The sequence below is a fragment of the Enterococcus sp. DIV0876 genome (assembly GCF_050529585.1).
Classification (GTDB): domain Bacteria; phylum Bacillota; class Bacilli; order Lactobacillales; family Enterococcaceae; genus Enterococcus_D.
In genome coordinates this window covers 66,667-91,247 of sequence record NZ_CP172882.1, presented here as the reverse complement: position 1 = coordinate 91,247, position 24,581 = coordinate 66,667, and the positions used below count along the sequence as shown (strand labels likewise).

19 protein-coding genes are annotated in these 24,581 nt (G+C 42.0%); 2 read left to right on the top strand and 17 right to left on the bottom strand.

What is annotated here, in order from left to right:
• Positions 1–94 precede the first annotated feature (94 nt).
• The 10 genes from IGI41_RS00395 to IGI41_RS00350 form a co-directional block, all read right to left on the bottom strand.
• On the bottom strand, positions 95–1,249 hold the full coding sequence (locus IGI41_RS00395; RefSeq protein WP_430610605.1) for a glycoside hydrolase family 88/105 protein: 1,155 nt from the start codon (positions 1,247–1,249) through the stop codon (positions 95–97).
• 15 nt (positions 1,250–1,264) lie between these two features.
• Entirely contained in the window at positions 1,265–1,654 is a 390-nt protein-coding gene (locus IGI41_RS00390) for an RDD family protein (protein WP_430610604.1), read from the bottom strand.
• A 14-nt stretch (positions 1,655–1,668) separates the two neighbouring features.
• Positions 1,669–2,526 (bottom strand): carbohydrate ABC transporter permease, encoded by an 858-nt coding sequence (locus IGI41_RS00385; protein WP_430610603.1) that lies wholly within the window; start codon positions 2,524–2,526, stop codon positions 1,669–1,671.
• Positions 2,527–2,537: 11 nt separating this feature from the next.
• Complete coding sequence (locus IGI41_RS00380; protein WP_430610602.1) at positions 2,538–3,428, bottom strand: carbohydrate ABC transporter permease; 891 nt, start codon at positions 3,426–3,428, stop codon at positions 2,538–2,540.
• 121 nt (positions 3,429–3,549) lie between these two features.
• Positions 3,550–4,899, bottom strand: a complete 1,350-nt coding sequence (locus IGI41_RS00375) for an ABC transporter substrate-binding protein (protein WP_430610601.1) — start codon at positions 4,897–4,899, stop codon at positions 3,550–3,552.
• Positions 4,900–5,096: 197 nt separating this feature from the next.
• Positions 5,097–5,978 carry an AraC family transcriptional regulator gene (locus tag IGI41_RS00370; protein ID WP_430610599.1) on the bottom strand — a complete coding sequence of 294 codons (882 nt, stop codon included), beginning with the start codon at positions 5,976–5,978 and terminating at the stop codon, positions 5,097–5,099.
• Between the two features lie 155 nt (positions 5,979–6,133).
• Positions 6,134–8,227, bottom strand: coding sequence for an SH3 domain-containing protein (locus tag IGI41_RS00365; RefSeq protein WP_430610598.1), 2,094 nt, complete (start codon positions 8,225–8,227; stop codon positions 6,134–6,136).
• A gap of 236 nt (positions 8,228–8,463) precedes the next feature.
• Positions 8,464–9,693 (bottom strand): L-lactate MFS transporter, encoded by a 1,230-nt coding sequence (locus IGI41_RS00360; protein ID WP_430610597.1) that lies wholly within the window; start codon positions 9,691–9,693, stop codon positions 8,464–8,466.
• Between the two features lie 107 nt (positions 9,694–9,800).
• Positions 9,801–12,224, bottom strand: a complete 2,424-nt coding sequence (locus IGI41_RS00355; protein WP_430610596.1) for a flavocytochrome c — start codon at positions 12,222–12,224, stop codon at positions 9,801–9,803.
• Positions 12,225–12,241: 17 nt separating this feature from the next.
• A complete protein-coding gene (locus IGI41_RS00350; RefSeq protein ID WP_430610595.1) occupies positions 12,242–12,847 on the bottom strand; it encodes an NADPH-dependent FMN reductase in 606 nt (201 codons plus the stop codon).
• A gap of 258 nt (positions 12,848–13,105) precedes the next feature.
• Here IGI41_RS00350 and IGI41_RS00345 point away from each other — a divergent pair, with 258 nt between their 5' ends.
• Complete coding sequence (locus tag IGI41_RS00345) at positions 13,106–14,020, top strand: LysR substrate-binding domain-containing protein (protein ID WP_430610594.1); 915 nt, start codon at positions 13,106–13,108, stop codon at positions 14,018–14,020.
• A 58-nt stretch (positions 14,021–14,078) separates the two neighbouring features.
• On the opposite strand, the gene IGI41_RS00340 is transcribed toward IGI41_RS00345, so the two are convergent.
• The 3 genes from IGI41_RS00340 to IGI41_RS00330 all read right to left on the bottom strand — a co-directional run bounded on the left by IGI41_RS00340 (position 14,079) and on the right by IGI41_RS00330 (position 17,349).
• Complete coding sequence (locus IGI41_RS00340; RefSeq protein WP_430610593.1) at positions 14,079–15,011, bottom strand: FAD:protein FMN transferase; 933 nt, start codon at positions 15,009–15,011, stop codon at positions 14,079–14,081.
• Positions 15,012–15,205: 194 nt separating this feature from the next.
• On the bottom strand, positions 15,206–16,414 hold the full coding sequence (locus IGI41_RS00335; protein WP_430610592.1) for an NAD(P)/FAD-dependent oxidoreductase: 1,209 nt from the start codon (positions 16,412–16,414) through the stop codon (positions 15,206–15,208).
• A 32-nt stretch (positions 16,415–16,446) separates the two neighbouring features.
• The gene (locus tag IGI41_RS00330) at positions 16,447–17,349 is read right to left on the bottom strand and encodes a prenyltransferase (protein ID WP_430610591.1); all 903 of its coding nucleotides are present in this window, start codon (positions 17,347–17,349) and stop codon (positions 16,447–16,449) included.
• A 93-nt stretch (positions 17,350–17,442) separates the two neighbouring features.
• Between IGI41_RS00330 and IGI41_RS00325 the strand changes: the two genes are divergently transcribed.
• On the top strand, positions 17,443–18,423 hold the full coding sequence (locus IGI41_RS00325; protein WP_430610589.1) for a polyprenyl synthetase family protein: 981 nt from the start codon (positions 17,443–17,445) through the stop codon (positions 18,421–18,423).
• Between the two features lie 39 nt (positions 18,424–18,462).
• Here the strand turns inward: IGI41_RS00325 and cydC are convergent, their stop codons facing one another.
• Genes cydC through IGI41_RS00305 form a run of 4 tightly spaced genes read right to left on the bottom strand, consistent with a single transcriptional unit; the run spans position 18,463 to position 24,359 of the window.
• Entirely contained in the window at positions 18,463–20,214 is a 1,752-nt protein-coding gene (gene cydC, locus IGI41_RS00320; RefSeq protein WP_430610588.1) for a thiol reductant ABC exporter subunit CydC, read from the bottom strand.
• Positions 20,207–21,928 (bottom strand): thiol reductant ABC exporter subunit CydD, encoded by a 1,722-nt coding sequence (gene cydD / locus IGI41_RS00315; protein ID WP_430610587.1) that lies wholly within the window; start codon positions 21,926–21,928, stop codon positions 20,207–20,209. Before cydD ends, cydC begins: the two co-directional genes overlap by 8 nt.
• Positions 21,925–22,944, bottom strand: a complete 1,020-nt coding sequence (cydB, locus tag IGI41_RS00310) for a cytochrome d ubiquinol oxidase subunit II (protein WP_430610586.1) — start codon at positions 22,942–22,944, stop codon at positions 21,925–21,927. Before cydB ends, cydD begins: the two co-directional genes overlap by 4 nt.
• Positions 22,941–24,359 (bottom strand): cytochrome ubiquinol oxidase subunit I, encoded by a 1,419-nt coding sequence (locus IGI41_RS00305; protein WP_430610585.1) that lies wholly within the window; start codon positions 24,357–24,359, stop codon positions 22,941–22,943. The genes cydB and IGI41_RS00305 overlap by 4 nt, the downstream gene beginning before the upstream one ends.
• Positions 24,360–24,581: the final 222 nt, after the last annotated feature.

Sequence of the window (24,581 nt, the reverse complement as noted above, 5' to 3'; positions counted from 1 at the left end):
ACTACACCTATTGTAACGTAGGTAAATAAGAAGTACCAATGATTTGATTGCGCTTACTCAGATTGTCTGATTGCTTGATTTTAAGGGCGCATTCTTATTGCTTGTTCAATAAAAGCCATTCTGTATAGGCAAAGACAAGCGGTCCTATTCCTTTGGCATCATTTTCAACAACTGGTTCAGAGACATAATAATCAAAAGAGCCATCTCTTTCTTTGTAGGCTCCTTTTCCTGGCATACCGCCCAATCCCGCAACCAAACATATATCTTTTAAGGAATAACCTTCTTGATTTTCGATCAATTTCATTTCATTTAAGCTATTCAAGATTTGTTCTCCCTGCAAGGCATATTCTTTTGTCAGCAATCCCGTACGATACCCTTTTAACATGACATACGCCAACGCTGCTGAACCACTTGTTTCTAAGTAATTCCCTGGTCGTTCGCTTTCGTTCGTCACTTGAAAAAACAGCTGAGATTTCTTGTCTTGAAAAGGAAGCAATGCTGCCAACAACGCTTGTAAATACTCCTGCAATTGCGCTTGTTCCTCTTTAAATCGGCCACTCTCTTTAAGGATGACTGCTGTATCGACCAAGGCCATCGCAAACCATCCTAACGATCTGGTCCAAAAATGTTTGCTGCATCCAGTTTGATCATCTGCCCAGAAAGCTAGCTTGCTGCAATCATACCCATGATAATACAATCCTGTGGCAGGATCGATCATCTTCGTTGCGACAAGTTCAAATTGCAACATGATCTCTTTGATCGCTGGCTGCTCTTGATAGAGCAATTCATACATAACGGAAAATGGTTGAACCATATATAAGCCATCTAACCATACTTGCTGTGGGTAAATCAATTTATGCCACAAACTGCCTTTAGATGTACGTGGTTGCAAGAGAACTTGTCGGTATAGTTTCTCGATCGCCTTGCGATACTTCTCTTTCTTGGTGATTTCATATAGCTGGAACAAAACCTTTCCTTCGTTGATGGCATCGCTATTATAGGCACTTTCTTCAAACCCTAGCGGATTCCCGCTTTCATCGATATAAAAATCAATAAAATTTTCCATGAAGTTCAGGTATTTCTCATCCTTGGTCACATGATACATTTTTTGCACAGCTAGAATCATACACCCATCGATATAACTCCATGATAATGGCTTGTCTTCCATCAAAGCTTCTTGATTCCAAATGGGTGATCGTGGTGATGAATTTTCTAGCAATTGATCAAAAAATACCGCAATTTTTTCCAATTGATTCCCCCTTTTCTAGGAAAGCTGAACAAGTTTCGTATGTGTTGCTTCTTCATGTCCGCCTACTTTCCCAAAAAATAACGGTACACAAATAAAGAAACAACTCATCAATTTACATAAAATTTCTCTTTGGACGATCACAGCCACTGGTACATCTTTGCGGTAAGGATCGGTTGATTCAATTTTAAGATGAAAGAACGCTTTTCCAAGTGTTTGATGATTCTGCATAAAGGGATACTGTAAGCCAAAATATAGCATACCCATAAGCAAAATTGCGACGAACACTGTCACAAAATCATGGGGCATGAGGTGCCCGTACAACGGGATCACGAAAACAAAAATCAAAAAAATCGTCATGATCCCCATGAAAAAATCAATCAATTGGGCACAAATTCGCTTAAACATCATCATACATCCCATCATTCTTTGCTGCCTGTTGAGGCAACACCATCAACAAAATAGCGCGAACCCATGAAGAAAATCGCGATCATTGGTAATAGACCCAGACAAGATGCCGCAAACACGCGCCCATAGGATACCATCGCTTCACCATCCAGCAATTGTTTGAGTGCTACAGAGAGGACAGTTTTGTCTGAACTATTTAGATAGATCAACGGTCCTTGGAAATCATTCATGCCCCACATGAAACTAAGCAATGCAACCGTGATCAAGATCGGTTTGATCACAGGTATAATGATTTTAAAGAGAATCTGTAGCTCATTACAGCCATCCATGACTGCGGCTTCATCTAATTCTTTTGGAATTGTCCGCATAAACTGAATGATCATGAAAACAAAAAAGGATGAGCTAGCAAAAATATCGGCGACATATAAACTAGCAAAACTATCTAAGATTCCGACTTCACGGTATAAAAGATACAATGGGATCCTAAAAGCCAGTTCCGGCATCAACAATGTCACAATGACCGCACCAAAAACGAATTTTTTTCCTTTAAATGATTTACGCGCAATGACATACGCGGTAATCACACAAGAAAGAACCGTAAAAATCGTTTTTGGAATCAAAAATTTTAAGGTATTGCCGAAAAAGAACCAAATCGAACGATCTCTTGTCAGCTGCCAAGCATCCGCAAAATTGGAAGTCACGATCCGATCTTTTGGCGGAAAAATACTTAAACTCCCAAAAATATCACGATTTTCTTTAAATGCTGAACCAATCATCCACAAAAGCGGATAAATCAAGATGACTCCCACCAATACCAATAAGCCATAGCGGATGATTTCGTTGATACGTCTGCGAGACTTACTCATGTCCATTTCTATTCCCCCTAGTCATTGTAAAATACCCATCGGTTGGATGATTTGAAAATAATCACAGTAAAGATACCGATGATCACAAGCAATATCCACGTTAATGCACTGGCATACCCATAATTGCCATTTTGGAACGCTTGATCGTAAATATATAAGTTTAAAAAATAAGTGGTTTTATTCGGTCCGCCTTTTGTGATCAAATAAGCGGAGTTAAACTCTTGAAATGCTTTGACCAATACATTGACCGCATTGAATAGAATCACAGGCGTAATGATCGGGACTGTGATGCTAAACAATTGGCGGACTTTAGAAGCACCATCCATTTCAGCAGCTTCATAGACCGTTTTTGATACACCTTGCAAAGCAGACAAAAAAATCAACATCGTTGAGCCAAATTGCCAGGTCTTCAAAATGATCAATGTAAAAATAGCAAATTGCGGGTCTTTGGTCCAATTGATCGCCACATCACCGCCAAAGGTGAACACACTCAAAACAGTATTTACGGGGCCATTCACATCAAACAGCATCGACCATAAAATAGATACAGCGACATTACCACCCAAAATAGAAGGAATATAATACGCTGTGCGGAAAAAATTGACCCCTTTTAGTTTAAAGTTCAAAATGGCTGCCACCGCAAATGAGACGACTATGACGGCAGGTGTCCCAATCAACACATACTTAATGGTTGCAAAAAAGCTGGCGGTAAAGGTATCGTCTTTGGTAAATATTTCAATATAATTCTGTAAGCCAATGAAAGTTGGATCGCCTAAAATAGGATATTCCAACAAACTATAATAAAATGACACGACGATTGGGTAGACTTTAAATACTAGAAAGCCAATGCCCCATGGTAATAGCATTAAATAGATATTCCAGTTTGTTTTCTTTAGTGACTTCAACATTTTTCTTGCCTCTTTTCATTTTGTCGATTCAAAAAACCTCATTTACAGATTTCGATTATGATCAATGGTATAGAAAAAGGAACGACTGCACGAAAACGACTTCGTTCCTTTTTCCATTTACTTATTCTTGATAGTATTTATCAAGAGCAGCTTGTTGTTTATCAATGAATTGTTGCGCCGCTTCTTCTGCATCAAACTTACCTGTACGATAGGCTTCGTAGACTGTATAGCGTTCACCACGCACGTTTTCATCTTCAAAATAAGGATCCAAAACTGTTTGGGCATATTGGTCTAGTTTCTCATACCCTTGGGCAACAGCTCCTTCAACCAATTCATTCGCCACTTGATAGTCATAAGTTATACTATTGCTGGAAATACCCAATGCATCGCCAGAAGCTTTAACAGCTGCTTCGTTTGTGAAGAGGAACTCGATGAATGTTGCTGCCGCTTCTGGGTGTTTGGTATTCCGAGAAATCGCATAGCCAAAATTAGGTTTCACGTAAACATTCGGTTGCGTGTCTGCATCTACTTGCAGAAAATCACCAACAACGATTTCATCCATGGCATCGCCGCCTTTGTACGAGGCAGTCCATTTAGCCAGTGAGTTCGCCCATTCATAGACGGAACCCGCATTTCCCTCGACCCATTGGGGATTTGATTCAGTGTCGATTGGGCTAGTTTGGGCAAAGTTAGGCAACGCGCCGGCATCTTCCAACGCTTTATATCGCTCTAAAACATCTTTGACTTCCTCCACTGTATAATTCACAGTGCCATCAGTTTGCATGATTTTTCCAGTATAGTTGTATAGCATTTGCGCGATAAATAAATCTAATGAGAACTCACCAACATTCATATATGCATATTGATTGTCCTCCCCAGTAGCTGTATTGTCTTTGGCGATCACAGTACCCGCCTCCAGCAAATCATCATACGTCAAGGGCAGATCCAAGCCATTTGATTGGTAGAGTGCTTGGTTCATTAGTGGTACGCGCCCCGTCATCCCATGTGGAACAGCCGCTTGTTCTCCATCTACTTGCATGGCTTCAAGAAATGAGCTTTCCCAATTGTCCAAAGTAAGATAGTCACGCACTTCGTTCAGATCCAAAAAGATATTCTTCCCTTTCCCAAATGAGAAGAGCCAATTATAATTGACTTGCATCACATCAGCTTCCGTTTTTCCTGATAATTGCGTTAAGGTCTTTTCTTGCCAACCATCCCATGCGCCATATTCAACGTCCACTTTGATATTTGGGTACTCTTCTTCAAAAAGATCGACAACATCTTGCATCGCATCATGCCGATTATCAGCACCCCACCATGAAAACTTGATCGTTACTTCCTCTTCTAATGGATCGCCTCCTGCTTCACTGCCATTCGTATTACTGCCTGTTTGATTGCCAGATCCGCAACCTGCAAGTACCATTGTGCTAAATAGACCTACCATACCCAATTTGAGATACTTTTTCTTCATCTATGTTTCCTCCTTCACTTTATGCACACGTTATCATTTTTTAATTAACGTGTATTCGCTTTCTTATTTTAACCAATAAGATTTATGACAACAATAGAGAAGAAATACTTGCACAAATGTGTGATAGATTTCGCGCATTTTTATACTATTTTGTTTTTGACTACCCATGGAATGCGCAAACAATCACAATCTCTATATTAGAAATTATTCTTTTCACGCAAACTTTTCTTATAATTGCTCTGTTTTTTGCGATATTGCAGCGGAGAAGTTTCCGTGTACTTATTAAATACACGATTGAAATACGTGATGTGCTTGAAGCCCGTCAATTCAGCGATATTGGTCAGACTTAAATCAGTATCCTCTAATAAACGTTGGGCTTCCTTTACGCGATAGATATTGGCATACTCTGTAATTGTGTACCCAGTTGCATTTTTGAATAGATGGCAAAGGTATGATTGATCCACGTAAAATTCTTCTGCTATTTGTTGAATGTATAGACGCTCGGCTAAATGCGCACGAATATATTGTTTGATTTGATTGGCACGGGCATCTGATGTAGGACCAGATACTTTCACGGGGATGATTGCTTGGTTTCGATCTTGTATACGTTGAATCATTAGACACAGCTCCATTAGCTTCAAACCAACCAATTGTCGATACCCATGTTTCTTTTCAATCACTTCATCTGCCATTGTCTGTAATAACAGATGCACACGCTCTTGCTGTGCCGGCGGTATTTGTGTCAATCCATGGTACTGTGCAAAAAAAGCAGCCAAATCCTGCTGCAAATAGTGGGAGACAGGCTCGAACTTATCTGTGTCCAACAGTAAAAGTATTCGGTCATGATAAAGGTGTTTGCCTGAATACGTCCGATGAATGCTCTGCGGTTTGATCAATACAAGTGATCCCGCCTGGACATGATATTCTTCTTCATCTATGAAAAAAGACCGATGACCATCAATATAGTATTGCAGCTCACATTCAGGATGCCAATGTTTGATCATATCATATTTTTTCTCACGAAAAGAACGATCCATAGATAGACCCTCCATCATCCCTTTATAAACGATTTTTTTCAATTTCCTTCACCCCTTTTTGTTTTTCTATATTTTGACGAAAAAAAGCACCTTAGTCAATGACTAAGGTGCATATTGCTGACATTGTTTTTTTCTATATATCTTTGACTGCTTATCCCTACTGTCTGATGTTTACAGTATCCATGGGATGAGACGCCTTATTTAGCAACGATCAATTTCTGTCCTACATAAATCACATTGCTGCTTAGTTTATTCCAAGCAGTGATGTTGCTGATGCTCGTACCATATTTTTGTGCCAATGCCCATAGACTGTCCCCAGACTTAACGGTATGGTAGGTTGTTTTTGAACTGCTGGATGTACTTGATGTGTTTGCAGAACTAGATACGGTCGTTAAGTACGCACCGCTGACCCAACCCTTGCCTGACACATAATACCATTTATTCGTTCCATTCACTGTCGTTCCAGTTTTACTTGCCGTTACAGTGACCGTCGCGCCTTTACTCAATGAACCTGCAATCGAACTACTGGTCGAGGCAGAAGAACGAATATTCAAGGTAGCAGTGGTTTTCATTTTTTGATTGATCGATGTTGACGCATTAGATGAACTGGACGAATTTGAGGAAGCATTCACACTAGTCACATACGCACCACTGACCCAGCCTTTTCCTGATACATAATACCACGTTTTGTTGCCATTGACTGATGTACCTGTTTTGGTTGCTGTCACTGTCACCGTCGCACCTTGAGTCAATGTCGCGACCACACTGCTGCTGGTTGATGCAGAGGAACGGACATTGAGTGCTGCGGTGGTTTTCATTTTTTGATTGATCGTTGTATTGCTGTTGCTGCTTGAATTTGAACTATTTGTTGATACTTCCGTCAGATAGGCGCCACTGACCCAACCTTTTCCTGATACATAATACCACGTTTTGTTGCCATTGACTGATGTACCTGTCTTGGTTTTTGTGGCAGTAACTGTCGTCCCTGAAGCAAGAGCGCCAACAATGGTACTGCTGGTTGATGCATCAGAACGAATATTCATCGCAGCTGTCGTCTTCATCTGTTTGTTGATCGATGTACCACTACTTGAGTTATTGCTTGAGTTGCTGTTATTGCTTGACGTATCGCCACTGACTTTGGTTAAATACGCACCACTGACCCAGCCTTTTCCTGCTATTTTATACCAAGTCGTCGTTCCATTTACAGCCGTTCCAGTTTTAGAAGCCGTGACACTGATTGTGGTATTTGCAGCCACAGATCCAGTAATTGTCGCACTGGTCGATGCATCTTGGCGTATATTCATCGCAGCTGTCGTTTTCATTTGTTGACTGATTGCCGTTTCATCTGAAGAGACATTATTGTTGCTGCCGTTACTCCCGTTGCTGTTGCCCGTATCATATTGCGTGAGGTTATAGGTACTGATCAAATTATTTAATTTACTTGCATACGATGTATCTGTAGCATATCGGCCTTGGAGCCACGCAGTCGCTTGCGTATAGGACGTCGTATTGCTTTTCCAAGCACCACTATAATAATAATTCCCACTAGAAAAACTGGTATTTCTCAACACATAAGCATTGTCTTGGAACGATTCCTTCAATGAAGGATATTTGCGGAATTTTGCGCTGATCAAATAATAATTACCTGAACCATCATCTTCATATGTATTCATGGTCACCGATTCGCCATTGTAGCTGCCTTTGATCCCAAACATATTATTGGCAGTCGTTGTCAAGGTAGACGTTCCCCACCCAGATTCTAAAATTGCTTGCGCCATCATTACGGATGCATACAAATCATTGGCAGCAGCTACTTCCGTTGCATGCCCACAAATTTGTGCGATAAAGCCATTCGTATCGATGGCTGTTCTTGCTAATAGCGCTCGGCTGATCGTAGGAACTGTTGCGGTCGTGTCAGTTGATTCATTGACGTTCGTTTCTGCCGAAGTTTGTGTGTCACTCGTCTCACTCGTTTCAGTGGACGCTGAGGTGTTCGTTTCACTCTCCAACTCACTATTGACTGTCGCCTCTGACTGATTTGTTGTGTCGGTCGTTGTCGTTGATTCGATCGTCGAATCAACAGTTGCTGCTGTCGAATTGTCTGTCGATTGCCCAGCGATTTCTGCTTGTGCATCTGTTGTTTCAGTTGTGGCATTTTCGGCTGCATGCCCTAGCGTTGGGATAAATGTTGACCCCGCAACTAAAGTTGTAGCCATGGTAATACTCTTTTTGGTATATTGTGTACGTTTAAGACGTTGCTCTAGCCGACGCCGTTCTTTTCGTAATGTCATTTGATCCCTCCGAAAATTCACTTTACTCATCTTTTTTATTGTAACATGAATTATTAAAAAAGGGTGGATTAATATGAATAAATGATGAAGCATCAGCAAGCAATTCTCATGCAACAACCAGATTTGATTTCACATACACATAGGCTTGGTATAAAGCCAACGAAGATGTGAACCTGTTGCGTACAGTACACAAATGAAAAAACGACTGTCTCTATGACAGCCGTTTCGACACACTATTACTTCATTGTTGGTATAGGTTTTTTTGATTTCTTGAGTATTGCATAGCCTATTGTCAACGCAAGGCCAGCGATCGCTAGAAAGATTGCTGTATAAAAAGCTTTGGTAAAATCACCTTGGTTATTCGCAGCAATACCTGCTGCCGCTCGTGGACCAAAAAAGGCCGCAGTTGAGTAACCAATAAAGACGATTCCATAATTGACCCCTTGATTGATTGGCCCGTAATTTTCCATTACAATCGCTGGGAAAACACCCATTACACCGCCAAAACATAAGCCCAATCCAACGATTCCAATCGTAAAAATCGTGGTCGATTGACCAACTGTTAAAATAAATAAGGATAAGGCAACAACACCATAGATAATCATCAACGTTTGGGTCCGACCAATTTTATCAGAAACAGTTCCCCAAATCACACGTCCAAAGCAATTGCTTAGTGAATACAAGCTAACATACATTGCTGCTATTGCAGGTGTCAGATCAAACATGCTTTGACCAATCACCGCAGCGTTTGAGGCAATCATCAAGCCAGAAAATGCACCGGCGCACAACATCACGATCACTAAATAAAAAGTCGGCGTTTTCAGCATTTCTTGCCATGTAAGATTGATCTGCTGTTTTGGTCCAGCAGTTGAAGCTGGTGTCCAACCAGCAGGTCGGTAGTCTGCCGGCGCTTTTTTGATAAATAGACTTGCGACGCACACAACCACGACATACGCAATGCCCAATACCCGGAAAGCGGCTAAGACATCTTGGCTTTCAATCAAACGATTGGCAATGGGTGCGGCAATAATCGCGGCGCCACCCATTCCTGCCGTGATCAATCCTGAAGCCAAACCGCGTTTATCTGGAAACAAACGGATCGTATTACTCAGACAAGCAGAATAAGCAAATCCTTGGCCTAAACCAGCAAGCACACCATATGTTAAATAAAGCATCGCTGGGGAAGTAGCAAATCCGGTCAAGAAAAAGCCCAGTCCAAACAAAACACCGCCAGAAACGATCACCCGTTTTGCCCAGCCACGATCCGTTAACAGGCCGCCTAGAATCATCGTGATTGGTCCAACAGCCGCATTGATCGTAAAAGCCAGCATAATTTCAGGCATTGACCAGCTTTTTAGTTGGCTAAGGGGGGACGCAAATACACTAAAAGCATATACTGCACCGGTACAAAGCAAGACCATTGTCGATGCAATCAAGATTTGCCAACGATTGATAGTAGTTTTCATTTATTTTCCTCCATCCTGATACAATTACATTCTTTTTGTTATATTTTTCACAATAATGTGCTGAATGAACGTGCGCAGCATCATGTCTGCACACGTATCATTCAAGTTTAAAGATGTTCTGCTACAGCAGTTTTGCCTGCAATACGACCAAAGGTAAAGATATCCGTTAAAGAGTTTCCGCCTAGTCTATTTCCCGCATGGATACCACCTGCGACTTCGCCTGCAGCATACAATCCTTTGATCACATGCCCTTCTTCTGTTAACACATGTGTCTGCGGATCGATTTTTAATCCGCCCATTGTATGATGGACAGCCGGTTTCCGTGGTGTAGCATAAAATGGCGCTTGAACAACTTTCAAATCAAAAACGTCTTTGCCAAATTCGGGGTCACGTCCAGCATCCACATAACGATTATACTTTTCAATCGTATCGATCAATACTTCCGGCGCAACATTGATTTGGGTTGCTAAATCAGCCAATGTGTCAGCTCGGAATAAGGTGCCCGCTGCCACTTGTTTATCGATTTTTTCTTGGCTTGTATTATAGGCAGTTTTTTTGATTTCTTCGTCAGCAATCAAATAAAACAGTCCCCCATTGTCAATCGCAGCCTGCGTCAAGACATCGCGGCTCTCATATTCATTCACAAAACGTTTGCCTGATTGGTTGACCATCACAAAGTTCGCTGGCGGTACTTGCAAACCGCTGAATAAAGCGCCTGTATGTGGATCAGATACTGGCATCATTTGTGAGAAGCCCATACCTACTAAAGCAGCACCGGCACTTTCGCCTAATTTGATGCCGTCACCGGTAATTGCAGGTGAATTTGAAGTTTTGATATCATCCTCAATTTCCGTCCAATAGGTATTATATTGTTTCAACATTTTCGTATTGGCGCCAAAGCCGCCCGAAGCTAATACGACAGCTTTGCCGTAAATCGTTACAGTTTGACCATTTCGCCCTTCACCAATGATACCTACGACTTGGCCATCTTCAATGATCAACTCTTTTACAGGTGTATCTGTCAAAATCTTGCCCCCGTGTTCATCGACAAAATCATGCAACGCAGAAACAAACGCATAGCCCTCATTTTTAACAGGTTTATGTCCCCGTCTCCATTTCGCACCCACTGGCATATCGACATGATTGGTATCAAAATCGACACCGATTTCTTCTAACCATTTAACAGATGCCAAGGCTTCATCTGTCAAAATTTTCACTAAATCATATTCGCCATAAATAGGTCGGCCAGCTAAATCTTTCCGCTTTCCGCCCAAGTAAGTCTGGATTCGATGCCATAGCGCTGAGTCAAAAAGATACTCTTTTTCTGGTGTAGTTTCTGATAAATAAGCACTGATTTGCGCTTTCAATGTTTGGAAATCGCTCAGATATTCCGCATCAATCTCTGATTCATCGATTGCGAAAACTTCTTCCAACGCACTTCGTTCCCCTGGCAAGGCAGCAAAACCATTTTGCCAACTTGGATCTGCAGCATTCATCGGTCCACCGGTGCGCACGGTATTGCCACCGATTGCTGGGAATTTTTCTACAATGATCACATCTTTGCCGGCTTGCAACACACTGGCTGCAGCACTTAACCCCGCACCGCCTCCGCCAACGACGATAACATCTGTCGTATACGTTTCATCTTCTGTACGCATTGCACTTGCAGCTTTCGGACGCTTACGTAAAATATCTGGATTGGCACCTGCCATTTTGACTGCTTTAGCCACACCATCTACAACGCCATTACTCGTAACAGAAGCCCCAGATATCGCATCAACATTTAAGGTTTGCCCTTCAATGATTTCTTGAGGAATTCTGACGAACACGACATCTGCGATCCCTTCTGATTCACCAGAAGTATCAATATCAATCGCTTCGATCCGTTCTTCACTGACTGTCACCACCATTGGCAAATCACCATTATGCCCTGGGGCAGTCACTGTATAAGCCCCTGGTTGATAAGAGATTTCTTCTGGTTCATTCAAGATGTTTGCTACTTCGGTAAAACGCATAAATTTACGGAAACAACTTTCTAAAAAGTCGATCGTTCGTTGATCTTTTAAATCTCCTTGTTCATCAAAAGCTTGGTGGGCACGACCTAATAAAAACTCATTTCCAGGCATCACTGTTGCATTCACGCCAGGTGCATCTAAAATTTGTCTCAGATGCAATTGTGCCCGTGACGATCCTTGAATATCGTAAGAAGCCCCTACGATCATGACAGGTTTCCCATCAAAAGGATGCAGGTTGAAAGAAAGCCATTCTAAGACACTCTTTAACGCAGAAGGAATTGAATGGTTGTGTTCTGGTGTGGCAATGATCACACCGTCTGCAGCCATAATTTTGTTATTCAACGCTTGAATAACGGGACTGTTCGATTGATCTTGTGTTTCATTGAACATAGGTACATCTTTGATTTCAAGTATCTCGATTTCTGCAAGGGAAGAAAATGCCCGTTGCATAAAAGTCACCAACTGGCGATTGGTGGATTGTTTGGCATTGGTGCCGATCAGACCTACAAATTTCATGAATGATTCCCCTCTTTCTATGCTTGTTCCCATGAAAATTTCTTTGCACGTTCTTTCGCAGTTGAATAGGCATCGACCAACTGATTGGTGATGGCAACAAATAAAAGAAATTCATTAAAGCAATCTTCAAGCTCTGCGACTTTATCCGCATCCTTCAGTTGACCATGGTCATCAAAAGCTTGCATCGAATGGCCCAATAAAAATTCGGCGCTTGGCATGATACGCGCCTTTACTTCTGGTGCGTCCAAGATTTGTCTCAAATGTGCTTGCGCCCGTGATGAACCTAAGGCCCCCAAGGATGCCCCGGTGATCATGACCGGCTTATCGATCAAAGGACGACTCGTATAAGACAACCATTCAATGGCACTTTTTAAGACTGCTGGAATTGAGTGATCGTATTCTGGCGTACTGATGATCACACCATCTGCCGCTTCGATTTTATCGGCTAAAGCTTGTACTGCAACAGGTGCTGTTTTGTCATCAGGTTCATTAAATGCAGGTAAATCTGCAATTTCACACAATTCAATCTCCGCTTTGTCTTTGAAGTGTCTTTGAATAAATTGTAGTAATAATCGATTGGTAGAACGAGTTGAGTTGGTGCCAACGATAGCGATTAATTTCATCATCATCTCTCCTATTTGTGAATTTATTAACATTAGCGTGCAAAAAAAAGCAATCAACAGCCTGATCCTCACTGCCGCTTCCCCGAGTCTCTTTTAAGCAATGAAAAATAGACTGCTGATAACAAGGATTACACGTTATTACTTATGATTTTCCCTCGTACAAGCATAGTGTATGCTGATTTGCTTTGTTTGTGAAATATTTATTTAATTATATAACTATAACAATTTTGTTATAATAGAGAAAAAGGAGGATGCACGATGGTTTTAAAAGATTCATCTCTGATGCTGCAATATTTAGATACACTCCTGAAACATAGCAATTATACCAAAGCTGCCAAAGATCTATATATCTCACAACCTTATTTAACTCAGACCATCCAGCGGATCGAACAAGAATTAGGGGCGCCGATCATCAACCGACAAACTGGACATTTCCAGCTGACTGAAGCTGGAAAAATCTATTATCAATACCTCGAAACATTAGAAACAGAATCAGCTAAATTAAAAAACCGGCTCTCTTGGTACACAAACACCGAAAAACGTTCCTTGCGTATCGGTATCTTACCTAGTTTAGGCTCATATCTACTGCCATTATTCATCCCTGCCTATCAAAAGATATATCCTGATGTTCGTTTTTTCTTACGAGAGGACCTGCCCAAGCAAAATGAGCAGCGGCTGCTCAATGGTCAATTGGATTTTTTTATTGGACAAAACCCAGAGACGATTGCCCCTAATTTAACAGTTTATAGTACAAATAAAGAGCGCTATTTGGCCATTATCCCGCCTTCTTCACCCTTCTATCGGTCAGGGACACGCTACTTATCTGAAGAGACACTTGCAATCAAAGATATCTTACAAAGTCCCTTGATATTGACGAGCAGTGGTTCCGCGATTCGCCGACAAATCGATCAATTGCTGCAAAAACATAAAGTAGAACCAACCATTTTGATGGAAAGCAGCAACATCTATACTGTCGCCGCATTAGCAGAAAACGCGTGCGGTATCGCCATCGTACCAGAAAGTGTCTTGCAAGCAGCAACGCCCACAGCATTCAATCTTTATCCTTTACCTGAGGAATTGTTGTCTTTAACGTATTTCATCGCCCACCAAGCAGAACGCGCTTTATCCAAAAGCGAACAAGTTTTGATTGATACATTTCTAAGAAATATATAAAATAACGAAACATATGGCCGACTTTACGTTGATCGGCTATATGTTTCGTTATTCATATCTATACCGTTTCAATCAGATCTGCAGCTTCTCTAGGATAGAGCAACTCGCCTTGTTTGGTAATGATTATTCCTGTGATGTCTGTTAGCGTAGCCAATATAGACAATATCTTTTGCGGTGATTGACCAAACAGCCTAGTCGTCCAAATTTCACCATCCACTGATTTCTCAGAAACAATGGTCAAACTAGCAATTTCGCTCGCCAGCGGATACCCGGTTTGACGATCAAAAATATGATGATAGGTTTTGCCGGATTCATTCAGTGTACGTTCATAAATACCTGAAGTGACCACCGATTTGTTGCGGAGCTTGATTGCTGCCGCAAAATTCCCTCTAGGTAAAAACGGATTTTGGATACCGATGCGCCACAAATGATCCTCGTGCATCGGTGCATCGCCATAAACCATGACATTCCCGCCTAAATCGATCAATGCCGCTGCCACACCTACTTGTTTAAAGTACCCCATGAGCTGATCTGCAAAAAAACCTTTTGCTACTGCACCTAAATCAAGTTGCATCCCCTTAGCCAAGGCTACTGTTTGTTGCTGATGATTCAAGAAAATATGTTGTGGATCCGTCAAAGGCAGCAATGCGTTTATTTTTTCAGCAGAGGGTACGTTAGCGTCTGCAAACCCAATGCGCCATTCTTGTACCAATGGGCCAATCGCAATATTCAAATAACTGTCAGAGGGCAGACTATGTTGCCGCGCCAAGTCGATTAGTTGAAATAAATCAGCTGGCACTTGGACCGCCGCTTTCCCCGCTTGTTGATTGACTTGTCCGAGTATCGACTTAGGATCGTTGGCGCTAAAACGCATCTCAAATAATTGGGCTTGTTTTTGGGCCTCATCCAAGATCGAATCAGGTGCATCATGCACCACTTCGATCGTGATCAACGTGCCCATCCCCCGAAAAACTCTTTTCTTATGGATCATATTGTTTCGCTCCTGTCTGTTTCTGCTATCATATCAGTTTTTTCCACAAAAAAGTAGCTAGACTCAGTGATCCTCTCATTTACCTACTGCCATACGCATTGGCTTATCCTCCGCTTGTATCAGTTGCGCGCTATTCACAAAAAAAGACTGCCTAAATAAGGGCAATCTTTCTTGTTCATTCCTATTGCTTCGACTCAATGATAAAAATCAAAACGGCCTTTCGCTAATACTTCTTTGACGCCACCTGTTTGATACAAAGAGCGATCCATGATCGCTTTTTTGACAAATGAAGCGGGATATCCCTTTACAGCCATTTTTCCAACTAACCCAAAGGCATGGGTGTTGCCGATCGACGCCACAGAGCCGAGTGATTCAAAGTGGAACGCAATTGGCTCCTCGTTCGCTAATTGGCGCAAAATGTTCTTCGCTGCATGTTGCCCCATTTTCAAGGCGATCTGTGCGGTTGTAGGGTACGGGCGATTCGTTGTTGGATCTAACACAGCAGACACATCTCCTACAACATACACGTGCCCATGATCAGGATCAGCCAATGTTTGATCGACCATCACACGGCCCCGGCGCGCGGAGAAGTCAGAATCAGCCATGACATGACTGCCGCTGACACCCGTCGTCCAAATAATCGTTTTGGCACGTAATGCTTCTGTTGCGCCAGATTCAGCATCCGTTTGGTAAATGACAACACCTGGTTTGATTTCTTTGATCGGTTTACCCGTCAAGAAATTGACGCCCCATTTCACTAAGTTGCTGATCCCATAGTCGGATAGTTTTTCTTCAAACATGGGTAAAAGTCGTGTGACAGCTTCCACGCAATATAACTTGATGTCTTCCGGTTGAACACCTGCTGCTTTCGCAAAGGTTTTGCGGTTTTCGACGAATGAACCCAGCAATTCGATGCCAGTAAAACCTGCGCCGCAAACCACGATTTTTAATAATTCCGGATCTTTGGTTTGTTGATAGTCCTGCATTTGTTGCAATACATGGTGATAGATTGCTTCTGCTGAATCAACGTCAACCATTTCTAAGGCATATTCCTCGACACCCGGGATGCCGAATGATTCTGATTCGAAGCCTAATGCAACGATCAAATAATCATATGTGTGCGTCGTTTGGTCTTTGAAGGTGATCACTTGTTGGTCACGGTCAATCGTTGCGACTTCTTTTTGGACAAATGTCGTTTTATTTGTCTTCACAACATCCATAATAGGATAACTGATACGGTCGCGGGGTTGCGTGCCCGCAGCGACTTCATGGAGATCTGTTGCTTCATAATGATAATCGTTTTTATCGATCAGCGTGATATGAAAATCTCCTTTCGCTCCTTGTAATACGTGTAAGGCACGCAACCCAGCATATCCTGCGCCTAAAATGACAACTTCCTTCATGTTTCTTTACTTCCTTTCTTTCCTTCACAAAATTATAAAATCAAACCAAGCGCGAACGTGATCACTTGTGCTGAAGCACCAATTGCTAAAATCCTAACCGCACAAATGAAGGTTTCCCTTTTGATTTGTTTTTCCATTAATCGTTTTGTCTGTTGCCAGACAAATGGTCCCACCAAGAAGGTCAAAACCACTGACCAGGGGGCAATATCCACTACTACAGACACAATGATTGCGACAAAAGCAATGATGTTCATTGCGGCAAAAAGCCGTAGTGCTCGAGGTTTTCCAAGGTAATGCACCAGTGTATAGCGATTGTTCTTTTCATCTTCATCCAAATCGCAGATGTTATTAGCCAACATCAAGTTGGCGATCCATAATGTATTTGGCAATGAGACCAAGAAAATGCTGCCGATAGTAGCGATATTCCATTCAAATACCTGATATGTATTTAAATAGACGCAAATCAAAGAGATCATAAAGCCCATAGTAAATCCTGAAAAGAATTCTCCTAACGGCAAACTCGATAACGGCCGCGGACCAGAGGAGTAAAAGATACCAACCAAGTAACAATACAACCCCATCCAAAATAATGGCCAGCCAACAACGATCGCTAATCCGATACCCATCAATGCCGAAACAGTGATCATCGAGACCATCAACCAAAAAACGAGTTTGACAGATAACTGTTCCCGCCCAATGATATTGGTTTTTACTTTATAATCATGTACTTCCGTTGCATGGTGGTAATCATTATAATTGTCTAAAATATCGACCGCCATATTGAAAATCAGCATCGCTGCAAAGTACAACAAAACATAGCCTAAATGGATCGACTGATAATTGTACCAACTATAGCAAATCCCAATAAAAAAGGGCAAAACACTGGCCGTTTTTGCTTTAAATTCCACAAGTTCTAAAAATACTGAGAGAGTCACAAATTCACCTCCTTTAAAGAATGCATTAAACTAGTCAATCCCCCGTCTTTAAGCTAGAATAAGGGCTGAATGACTGTGAGAAAGGGTTATATTATGTTTGACTTTTGGATCGATTACCCGATGATCGATGAACGATTGAAAACTGTTTGTTCAATCATTGAAGATCGGGTAACTGTACGTAACAAAGAAATACAAGATGTTTTGATCGACTTTACTTATTCAGGTGGAAAAATGCTGCGACCAGCTCTCTTTTTACTGTTTGCTGATTTAGGCGATCCTCATTATAAAAAAACCGACCAACTAACGAAAATTGCTGCCTCCTTGGAAATTTTGCATATGGCCACTTTGATCCATGACGACATTATCGACGATTCTCCATTGCGTCGAGGGCGTACCACTGTCCAAGCTAAATATGGAAAAGACATTGCTGTCTACACGGGTGACCTGTTGTTCACCCAATTTTTTGAGTTATTGATTGAAAGTATGCATAGCTCTCCATTTCTAATGACCAATGCCCAAGCCATGAAGCGTCTGCTATTGGGGGAATTGGACCAAATGCATACCCGTTACAACGTAAATGAAACGGTGGAAGAGTATTTGCAAAGCATCAATGGCAAAACCGCTGAGCTCTTTTGGCTAGCTTGTATCGAAGGCGCCCATTTTGGCGGCTTATCTGAAGCAGATCAACAACGAGCAGGCGAGATTGGCCGTAATATCGGCATTGCCTTTCAAGTCTTTGATGATATCTTAGACTATACCTCTGACACAGGAACATTAAAGAAACCCGTATTGGAAGACCTCACTCAAGGGGTCTATACATTGCCGTTGTTGTTTGCCAAAGAACAAGCACCTGAAGCTTTCGCACCGTATCTCAATAAAAAAGAAACACTCTCTGTGGAAGAAGCACAAGAAGTAGCTTCACTTGTCAATGCTTATGACGGAGTCAGCAAAGCTGCTGACTTTGCGCTTGGTTATACGCAAGAAGCCCTGGCCGCCATCGATCAACTACCAGATACCCCCAGCAGAAAAAAAATCCGCTCATTGACAGAGTTGCTCTTGCAGCGTAATCATTAAATCAAGTACGCGTCCATCGATAAGATGGACGCTATTTGCTTACATTCTGCCTTGATCAATGGCCAATAATTGTTGAAAATGGGCGTTTTCAGCAGCTAGTTCTGCAGGAGAGCCACTCATCTTCAACTGCCCATCTTCAACGAAAATAACACGATCCATCATCGAAATCCCCTGCAAATGATGCGTGATCCAAATAATCGTTTTATGGTTCAAAACTTTGAAGAAAGTTTCCAACACCCCTTGTTCAGTAATCGGATCCAACCCAACGGTCGGCTCATCCAATAAGATGATTGGCGTATCTTTCAATAAGATCCGTGCCAACGCTAGGCGATGCCTTTCACCACCAGAAAACCGCAAACCAGCTTCATCAACCATTGTCGCCAATCCTTCTGGCAAAGCGGCTACCATTTCTTTCAACCCTACTTGGTCTAATACTTGCCAAACATCAGCCTCAGAAGCCGCTTCATTCCCAATCCGCAAATTATTCAAGATAGTTGTATGGAATAAATAAGGGTTTTGGTTGATGACACCAATCATTTCACTGATTTCATCGCCAAAATCAGCGACTGGTTGCCCATTGATCAAAATAGTTCCTTCAGTCGGCACCAAATCTCCCCGCAGCAATGAAGCAAAGGTACTTTTCCCAGAACCGCTGCGGCCAAGAATCGCTAATTTTTGATGAGCCGCAATGGTCAGATTCAATCCACGAAGTACTTCTTTTCCATCGGGATAATGAAAATGCAGATCATTGACTACCAATTCTACTGGTCCTTCAAGCGTCATGGCTTTTGGCTCAGACATGGCAGCTTGCTCTTTAGGCAAGGCATTAAAACGATCGATAGAATCTTTATACACATTGGTTTCTTGGGCAGCACTTGGCAATGGTGCAAAGGCATCGATCAACGGGAACACACACAGCACAAAAGCTGCGATCCAGTTAGCCAGTCCACCATAAACGCCAGGAAAACGGGTACTTGCCCAAACAAGCAATGCAACGGCGATCACCCCAAAGGTTCCTTGTAAAAGAAAATCCCGACGGCGATCAAACTGTTTGATTTTTTCATCTACCTGACGTAATTCAGCTTCCAAGGCTTTATGGGCCGCAACATATTCTGTTCCTCGTTGAGAAAAGACCCAATCGGAAACACCCAATACATTGTCGGTCAGTGTTGTATACAGATGGTTTTTCATTTGTTTCTGCTTTTCTTGCCGCACACCATTGACCAAAACAGACCATAACGGTAGGACGACTACAACGATTCCCAATAAGAGCAGCATCACCAAAGCAAACCACCAAGAAAAATAACCCAATCCGATAATCAAAAAAACATAAAGAATCCACGCAATCACCGTTGGAAAAATCGTCCGCAGATAGAGGTTTTGGATATGGTTGATATCCTCAGCCAACAAGCCTAAGATATCACCAGTACGATGGGCTTGTTTAAAGAAGATGGCCTCTTTTTCAACAACGTTGTACAACTTTAAACGCAAATTTGAGGTCATACGCAAGACCCAGCTATGACTCGTCAGCCGTTCCAAATAGCGAAAGACTGGTCGTCCAATCCCAAAAGCCCGCGTCAGTACGATTGGAATATACACCAATAAAATATTTTCTGGAATCGAAGCAGAACGGCTGATCAAAAAACCCGAATTGAACATCAAGGCACCGCCGCAAAAGAAAGTCAGAAAGCCCAAGAACAATGCCAAAGCTAAGACATTCTTGTATTTTGTTAAGAACGGTTTGACCCAAGTATCGGTTTTCAATGATCGGAATAAACCAATTTTATTCAAGTTGTTCCCTCCTCATTCCACGAACCAAGTCAGTAAACGCTCCTTGTTTCGCTTGTAGTTCTGCCAATGTCCCCCGTTCAACGATTTGCCCTTGATCCATGACAATGATTTCATCCATCTCTTCCATCCAATGCAACCTATGGGTAGCAAAGAAGACCAAGCGATTGTCCATCAGCGGCAGCATCCTTGCTTTTAGCGCCACTTCTGTTTCAATATCTAAATGGGCTGTTGGTTCATCAAAGAGGAGAATTTTCCGATCTTGATCCAAGAAGGCCCGAGCCAAAGCAATTCGTTGGGCTTGTCCACCACTAAGATGTCGTTCTCCCTCACCAAGCATCGTATCCAACCCTTGAGGCAATTCTTCCAGCAACGCCGTCAATCCTGCCACTTCAATGGCGGCTAGCACTTGTTCTTTCGTTGCCGTTGGTTGATAGAATGCAATATTTTCTTGGAGGGTCATCCGATATATATACGGATTTTGCGGAATATAAATCAATTGTTCTTGCCAATCTGCTTGACGCAACGCTGTCACATCAACTCCATCGATCTTGATTTGCCCAGACTTCGGTACAAAAAAGCCGCTCAAAAGATTGATCAACGTTGATTTCCCTGACCCGCTCAACCCGATGACGCCGATTTTTTTAAAACCAGTCACAGATAAATCAATATCAGACAACGCGGTTTTCTCCTCGTAATCAAAAGATACACCAGATAGCGCCAAATTGGTTTGTGCTTGCCAATGAGGCAAGCCAACTGCAGCGACCGCTGCTTCTGGTTGATTCAAAATCTCTGTGACAGCCGTCATGGCATTTTTGCCATCTAACGTGGCATGATAATCACTTGAAAAATCACGGATCGGTAAAAAATATTCAGGGGCCAAAATCAAAATCGTCAAAGATGGGAACAAGAAAATACCTTCATTGATCAAACGCAATCCCAATAAGACAGCGACAACCGCAATCGATAATGTAGTAAAGAAATCTAAGGCAAAGGTCGATAAGATACCGACTTTCAGCGAAGCCATTGTCGCTTTTCTGAAGCGTTCACTTGAAGCAAAAATACTCTTGCCATATTTTTGGCTCACACCAAACAATTTCAATGTATCGATGCCCCTCAAGGTATCGATAAAGTGATTGGATAATAATTGAAACGTACGGTATTGTTTTTCGGCTTTACTTTGTGCGGCATAGCCCAAAATGATCATAAAGATAATGATCAGCGGGAATACCAATAGCAAAACCACACCCGATTCCCAATCAAGATAAAAAACCAGCGCCAAAATCACCCATGGGATGATCGACATATTCATGATTTTTGCCAAAATCAACTGCAGATAATTTTCGACTTGGTTGATTCCTTCTAAAAGCATGGTGGTGATGTTCCCTGTCCCTTGCTGCTGAGCAATTTGTGGTCCTACACGAAAAAGCTTTTCTAAAAGTTGGTCGCGCAGAGCCGCCGCTTGTTGATAACTGTAGGTATCCAGCTTTTGTGCCCGAAAAAAGATTATCCCTTGTCGCGCGATAAACGAACAAAAGAACAGCAGAATCCAGCCCCACTGTTCCTTTAAAGGATGACCTTCCCATAAGCCAGTGATGGCACTTGCCAACCCATAAGCCTGTCCGATAATGAAGAGTGCTTGCAAGAACGATAACCCTGCAAGCAATCCCAATAACTGTTTCATTCCAGGGAGTTTCATGATTTGTTTGTCAATCATTTATATCCCTCCAACGCCCCGGTATGGCTGATCCGTTTCCGGAAAATGTAATAACTCCACGCGGTATACGCCAATACAAAAGGCAAGATCGTTAATGATAAATAACTCATGATCTTCAATGTATAACGACTTGATGAAGCATCTGCAATCAGCAAATCATAACTTGAATCTAGTGAACTGATCAACACTCTTGGGAATAGTCCCGTGAAAATCAAAACCACTAGTGCAATCAAGGTCAACCCACTAGCTAAGAATGCTGTCATTTCCATGCCTTTAAAGACACTGATATTTGCTAACACCGTCAACGCCACGATCACGATCAACAAACCCAATGTTGTTGCAAAATGAAGCGCAAAGAAGTCTGTTTGGAAATAAAGCAAAACAGCAAATACCACCAAACCGGCATATAAAATACCATAAAAAACACTGGCATAATTACGCGCCCGTGCCCGAATCGGACCTTCTGTTTTCAATGCAATGTAGTTCAAGCCATGCAAGTAGCACAATAAAGTCATGGCAATGCCGCCAACAACTGAAAATGGATTGACATAGTCAGTAAAGGTCGCAGTCATATTGCCGTCAGCATCCAAAGGCATGCCTTGAATCAAAGCCACAAACATCAAACCAAAGAAGAAGGGCACCATGGTACTGCCGATCGTCAATGTCCAGTTCCAAATGTTTTTGTGCTCTTTCGGGAAGTTTGCCCGAAACTCAAAAGATACGCCACGAATGATCAAACCTACCAAAATCAACAATAAAATCAAATAAAACCCACTGAACAATGACGCATACCAGTATGGGAATGAAGCGAACATCGCACCACCTGCTGTCAACAACCACACTTCATTGCCATCCCAGACAGGCCCAATCGTTTGAACGATCTGATCTTTTTCGTCTTCATTATGAGCCAGCGTTTGCACTGACATCCCAACACCGAAGTCAAAACCTTCCAAGAAGAAGAAACCTGAGAACAAAATGCCGATCAATGTAAACCACAATAATTGTAAACCTGTCATCCTTCAAACGCCTCCTTGTCAAACGGATCTTGATAGTCATTTTGGCTGATCTCGCCAAAAGCGTCTTTTTCAGGACCATGATTCATTTCACGTCTGACTAAGTAAATCATTGTAGCACCTAGTCCAGTAAACAATAAGAAATAAACTGTGTTCGAGATCATCAAGGATGTAGCAGACACATTAGGGGAGACACTATCCTCAATCGTAAATAATTCATAAACCGTCCAAGGATAACGTCCCAATTCAGTAATCAACCAGCCTGCTGTATTGGCCAAAAAAGGTGTGAATAAGGTCAGCCCCGTGACCCAAAGCAGCCAGCGTTTTTCAAAGAGCCATGGTTTTTTCTTGCGGGTAAAGAACAGCCCCAAACCAGAGACAAGCAGCATCAATGCGCCGAATCCGGCCATCACACGGAAACTCCAGAATAAGGTATTGACAGGGGGATAATAATTTCGCTCCCCATAACGCGCAATCAAATCTTGGTTGACAGTATCCATCCCATCGATTGAGCCAAATGGTTCATTGAAAGCCAGAATACTTAGCATATAAGGAATAGAAATACCGAATACTTGGTGGTGCTCAGCTTCATTCGCCCAAGCAACAACTGTCCAAGCCGCTGGACTGCCAGTATCCTCATACGCACCTTCCATCGCCGCAAATTTCATTGGTTGTTCTTCTACTAAATATTTCATTTGTTCATCCCCAGCAAGCAATACTGTGAATGAACCAAACAAAGCAACCGCAAAGCCAATGCGCATTGACTTTTTGAAGAAATCACGATCGATATCTTGATCTTTCTTCAATAAACGAAAAGCAGAAAGACCCGCTACAATGATTCCACCCATGGCGATTGCCGCGGTAATGACGTGCAAAAATTCATACCAGACTTGCGGGTTGGCCAATAAGGCACCGAAATCGGTCATTTCTGCTCGACCATTGTTCAATGTATAGCCTACCGGATGCTGCATAAAACTGTTGGCGGCTAAAATCCAAAAAGCAGAAAGCATGGACCCTAAGGTAACCAGCCAAAAAAAGGTCGCATGGAGCTTTGGACTGACACGATCCCACGTAAAAATCCAGAGTCCTAAGAAAGTAGACTCCAAAAAGAAGGCCAATAAGGCTTCTAACGCAAGAGGGGCACCAAAAATATCACCAACAAAGCGTGAGTAATCTGACCAGTTCATCCCAAACTGAAACTCTTGAATGATCCCGGTCACAACACCAACAGCAAAACTCAATAGAAAAATATTCCCCCAGAACTTCGTCATGCGTTTATATTTTTCATCCTTTTTAATCACATATAGTGTTTCCATGATTGCAATAACGACACCCGTTCCGATTGAAAACGGCACAAAAAAATAGTGAAAAATCGTTGTCATCGCAAACTGGATCCGTGCTAATGTCACAATATCCATTTTACATCCTCCTATTTCTACGCAAATAAATGATAATTATTCCAATGAAAGAAAAATTCCAATTACGAATATACTCCTCTCATACATAAATAAGAAGTAACTTGCTTACTATTACCGTTTTTTAATCGCTTCCTTTCTGATTCTTAAACATAAGACGTTGACGTAGGTTCATTTAGCCTCATTTGCAAAAAAACCAACTATTTACGTGCTTATATTTTATAA

Coding starts and splice junctions, on each gene's coding strand:
- IGI41_RS00390 (WP_430610604.1), bottom strand. CDS start 1,654: ATGTTTAAGCGAATTTGTGCCCAATTGATTGATTTTTTCATGGGGATC.
- IGI41_RS00385 (WP_430610603.1), bottom strand. CDS start 2,526: ATGGACATGAGTAAGTCTCGCAGACGTATCAACGAAATCATCCGCTAT.
- IGI41_RS00380 (WP_430610602.1), bottom strand. CDS start 3,428: ATGTTGAAGTCACTAAAGAAAACAAACTGGAATATCTATTTAATGCTA.
- IGI41_RS00375 (WP_430610601.1), bottom strand. CDS start 4,899: ATGAAGAAAAAGTATCTCAAATTGGGTATGGTAGGTCTATTTAGCACA.
- IGI41_RS00365 (WP_430610598.1), bottom strand. CDS start 8,227: ATGACATTACGAAAAGAACGGCGTCGGCTAGAGCAACGTCTTAAACGT.
- IGI41_RS00360 (WP_430610597.1), bottom strand. CDS start 9,693: ATGAAAACTACTATCAATCGTTGGCAAATCTTGATTGCATCGACAATG.
- IGI41_RS00355 (WP_430610596.1), bottom strand. CDS start 12,224: ATGAAATTTGTAGGTCTGATCGGCACCAATGCCAAACAATCCACCAAT.
- IGI41_RS00350 (WP_430610595.1), bottom strand. CDS start 12,847: ATGAAATTAATCGCTATCGTTGGCACCAACTCAACTCGTTCTACCAAT.
- IGI41_RS00345 (WP_430610594.1), top strand. CDS start 13,106: ATGGTTTTAAAAGATTCATCTCTGATGCTGCAATATTTAGATACACTC.
- IGI41_RS00340 (WP_430610593.1), bottom strand. CDS start 15,011: ATGATCCATAAGAAAAGAGTTTTTCGGGGGATGGGCACGTTGATCACG.
- IGI41_RS00335 (WP_430610592.1), bottom strand. CDS start 16,414: ATGAAGGAAGTTGTCATTTTAGGCGCAGGATATGCTGGGTTGCGTGCC.
- IGI41_RS00325 (WP_430610589.1), top strand. CDS start 17,443: ATGTTTGACTTTTGGATCGATTACCCGATGATCGATGAACGATTGAAA.
- cydD (WP_430610587.1), bottom strand. CDS start 21,928: ATGATTGACAAACAAATCATGAAACTCCCTGGAATGAAACAGTTATTG.
- cydB (WP_430610586.1), bottom strand. CDS start 22,944: ATGACAGGTTTACAATTATTGTGGTTTACATTGATCGGCATTTTGTTC.
- IGI41_RS00305 (WP_430610585.1), bottom strand. CDS start 24,359: ATGGATATTGTGACATTAGCACGGATCCAGTTTGCGATGACAACGATT.